General features: G+C 58.2%; 4 protein-coding genes. 2 read left to right on the top strand and 2 right to left on the bottom strand.

Translation table 11 applies throughout. The features are described from left to right. Both B3797_RS10305 and B3797_RS10310 read left to right on the top strand, forming a co-directional pair. Nucleotides 1–576, top strand: a 576-nt coding sequence (locus B3797_RS10305; RefSeq protein ID WP_311791028.1) for a fimbria/pilus outer membrane usher protein, incomplete at its 5' end; no start/stop codon positions are given. A gap of 16 nt (nt 577–592) precedes the next feature. Then, the gene (locus tag B3797_RS10310) at nt 593–1,699 is read left to right on the top strand and encodes a fimbrial protein (protein WP_311791029.1); all 1,107 of its coding nucleotides are present in this window, start codon (nt 593–595) and stop codon (nt 1,697–1,699) included. A 79-nt stretch (nt 1,700–1,778) separates the two neighbouring features. Here B3797_RS10310 and thrC read toward each other — a convergent pair whose 3' ends face one another. Next, nucleotides 1,779–3,065 (bottom strand): threonine synthase, encoded by a 1,287-nt coding sequence (thrC, locus tag B3797_RS10315; RefSeq protein WP_311783135.1) that lies wholly within the window; start codon nt 3,063–3,065, stop codon nt 1,779–1,781. A 3-nt stretch (nt 3,066–3,068) separates the two neighbouring features. After that, nucleotides 3,069–3,647 (bottom strand): homoserine kinase (gene thrB / locus B3797_RS10320; protein ID WP_311791030.1); only part of this gene is annotated, 579 nt, incomplete at its 5' end.

Raw genomic sequence — 3,647 nt, forward strand, 5'->3', positions numbered from 1 at the left:
TACGCCCTGGCTGGCGGCATCGTCGCGCACGCTCACGGTATCACTCTGAGCCAGCCACTGGGCGATACCTTTGGTATTGTCCGGGTGCCTGGTGCCAGCGATGTGACTATACAGAGCGGCAGCGACGTCAGCACCGATCGACGCGGCTATGCGGTCATTCCCTCGCTTACGCCCTATCACAAAAACAGCATTGAGCTGGCAGCGGATACGCTGCCAGATAACGTCGACGTTGAGCTGGCGGGACAAACCGCCATCCCCACCAGCGGCGCGGTAGTGATGATTGATTACGCTACCCATATCGGGAATCGGGTGCTTTTTACGCTGGCGTATCAAGGCGCGACGCCGCCTTTTGGTGCCGCGGCAAAGGTGGAGTTGCCGGATCGGGGAAAAAAGAGCGCCTCCAGCGGCATTATTGCCGAAAACGGGCAGCTCTATCTGAGCGGCGTACCTGAAAAGGGGACGATTAATGTCGCCTGGCGGGAAGATGGCATAGCCAAAAGCTGCCGGGCACCTTTCCAGCTGGCGCAGGGTATCTCAGCCAGCCCGATAAAATTTATCTCCGTTATCTGCCAGTAAATTACAGGGATCGCTTATGAACTTATCATTTTCCGTCAGAACGCTGCTGCTGGCTTTAGCCGCGCTGTTCAGCATCCATGCTTTCGCTCAGGAGAAGTGTCACGGCGTTAACCAGATAGTGATCCAGACGCATGATGTCAATTATCTGCCAGGCGCGACTGACGGCACGCCCATTTCCACGCAGATGCCGTTGAATAACAATAATGCCTTTAACTGCGACAGAAACAACGGTGACGCTGGCCTGAATTATGTGGATATAGGGTATGCGATAGATGCGGAAGAGAGCGGTTTACAGACGACCCTCGCAGGCGGCCACAGCACGCCGATTTATCGCGTTCCAGGCGTTGAAGGCATCGGTTTTGCCATTGGCTTTAAAGAGCCTTCCTACTGCGGCGGCGCCTTTTACGATACGACGGCAAAAGGCAAACGCAGCTCCATCTGCAATTCCATGACCAGCTCGCAGATTGGCCTGGCTAACGCCCTGACCATGCAGTCCTATGTGGTGTTTTATAAGATCCCTTCGCGCAGCTCCCCGCTCAATCCGGGCAATCAGCCCGCTACCGTCGGTGAAGCGCATATCGGCACCGCCGACTTACAGGTTGGCGAGAGCGCCGCCAGCAGCCAGCAGGTTGCCGAAAAGCCAGATATCAGGTTATCGAGCTTCACCGTGAAATACGGGAGCTGCGCGGTGATCTCCAGTCAGTCAACTATCCGGGTAGATATGGGCAAGGTGAACAAAAGCGACTTTCACGGCGTGGGCAGTAAAGCGGGCAGCGAAAAGCGCTTTCAGATTCATGTCAAATGCGAAAACAACGCCGCAGTAAGGGTCGGTTTCTTCGGCATGGCTGCAGCGGGAGACAAAGATGCGCTGGCGCTGACGCCTCAAACCGATGCCGCATCGGGCGTCGGCATCGCGCTTTTCTACGGCTCAGGCATGCAGGTTGCGGCAGGCCTGCGCGTACCGTTAAATACGCCGACCGAAGAGTTGCCGGTGTTAGCCACTCTCAATAAGCCAAATCAGGTTCAGTCGCTGGCGTTCAGCGCGCAATATATTCAGACGAGTGAGCGGATCAAGGCAGGAAAAGCCAACAGCAGCGCGACCTTTAACCTTGTTTATAACTAAGCAGGAATGCAGCGCGCCGGTTTATGCCCGCAAAAGCCGGGTAAACCAGCGCGCTTAACAGCAGGCGCGCCGTCAGCCGTTACGCCTTCAGAAGGAACGCCCGCAGCGGCGCGAAATCAGCCTGCATACTGTGCGACAGCAGCGGCAGCCCGGCGCGATCCGCCAGCTCTTTCGGCAGCGGCAGTGCCTGACCCAGAATCGCCTCTACGCTCTCCTTAAATTTCGCCGGATGCGCCGTACCGAGGAACAGACCAAACTCCCCTTCCTGTAGCTGATCGCGCAGCAGGCGATAGGCGATAGCCGCATGCGGCTCGGAGATATAGCCAATCTCCGCCAGTTCACGCATCGTCGCTTCGGTCGTTTCGTCGCTTACCGCGCCGTAGGCGAGATCGGTCAGACGCCAGGTCTTACGGCGGAACAGCTCCTCCACGCGCGGCCAGTTATTCGGCTGGCTGACATCCATGGCGTTCGACAGGGTGGCGACCGTCGCGTTTGGCGTCCAGCTACCGCCCTGCAGAAAGCGCGGTACGGTGTCGTTAGCGTTCGTGGCGGCGATAAAGCGCTTAATCGGCAGACCCAGCGATTTCGCCAGCAGGCCTGCGGTAAGATCGCCGAAGTTGCCGCTCGGCACCGACACCACCAGCTGGTTGCGTTTCTCCTGCGGCAGCTGCGCGACCGCTTCGAAGTAGTAGCAAATCTGCGCCAGCAGGCGGCTGATGTTAATGGAGTTGGCGGAGTTCAGGCCAATCGCTTTTTTCAGCTCTTCATCGTCGAACGCCTGCTTAACCAGCGCCTGGCAGGCGTCGAAATCACCGTCAATGGCGATAGTTTCGATATTGCCGCCCAGCGTGCAGAACAGTTTTTCCTGCAGCGGGCTGATTTTGCCCTGCGGGTAGAGGATCACTACGCGCACGTTTTCCATACCGTAAAAGGCGTGCGCCACTGCCGCGCCGGTGTCGCCGGAGGTCGCGGTCAGGATGGTGATCTGCTCGTCCGCGCCTGATACGTAAGAGAGCATCTGCGCCATAAAGCGGCCGCCGAAATCTTTAAACGCCAGCGTCGGGCCGTGGAACAGCTCAAGGCAGGAGATATCTTCGCTGACCTTCGCTACCGGCGCGGGAAAGGCAAAAGCGGTTTTTACGCGTTCGGCCAGCTGATGCGGCGCGATTTCGTCGCCGATGTAGGCGGAGAGAATTTTGCTGCTGCGGCTGACAAAATCCATTTCCAGCATCGCGTCGATATCGGTCAGCTCGAATTCCGGCAGTTCAAGCGGGAAGAACAGCCCCTGCTGCGAGCCCAGGCCCTGTTTTACCGCCTGCGAAAAGCTCACCTGCTCGTTATGATCCTTAAGGTTATAGAGTTTCATGCGTTATCCCAGTTTACGTGCGCCAGCCGTATCAAGACGGCAAATATGGACGAAGCCTTCATCATTCTGCAGATAGTGCTGGCGCAGCCAGTCTGCCATCCGCTGCGCCGTTTCCATCTGATTGCAAACGGCGAAAAGCGTGGGGCCGGAACCGGAGATGCCGCAGGCCAGCGCGCCGATGTCGGCGGCCGCCAGCCGCGCCTCGGCAAAGCCCGGCAGCAGCTTCGTGCGGTAAGGTTCGGCGATCACATCCTGCATCAGTTTAGCGGCCAGCAGCGGCTGACCGCTATGGCAGGCATGAATAAAGCCGGCCAGCAGGCGGCCATGTTTAATCACATCCTCTTTGCGATACTGCGCGGGCAGAATCGCGCGCGCTTCGGCGGTAGAGACCTTAATGCCCGGATAGGCCATTACCCACAGCCAGTCGTCGAATCCCGGCACAGACTGGCTGATGATGCCATTCTCTTCCAGCATCAGTTGAATGCCGCCGAGGAAGCATGGCGCCACGTTGTCATAGTGCACGCTGCCGGAAATCCGCCCTTCCAGCTCGCCCATCAGCGTCAGCAGCTGGGTGTCGCTCAG

Source organism: Pantoea sp. UBA5923, assembly GCF_002431095.1.
Classification (GTDB): Bacteria; Pseudomonadota; Gammaproteobacteria; order Enterobacterales; family Enterobacteriaceae; genus Pantoea; species Pantoea piersonii.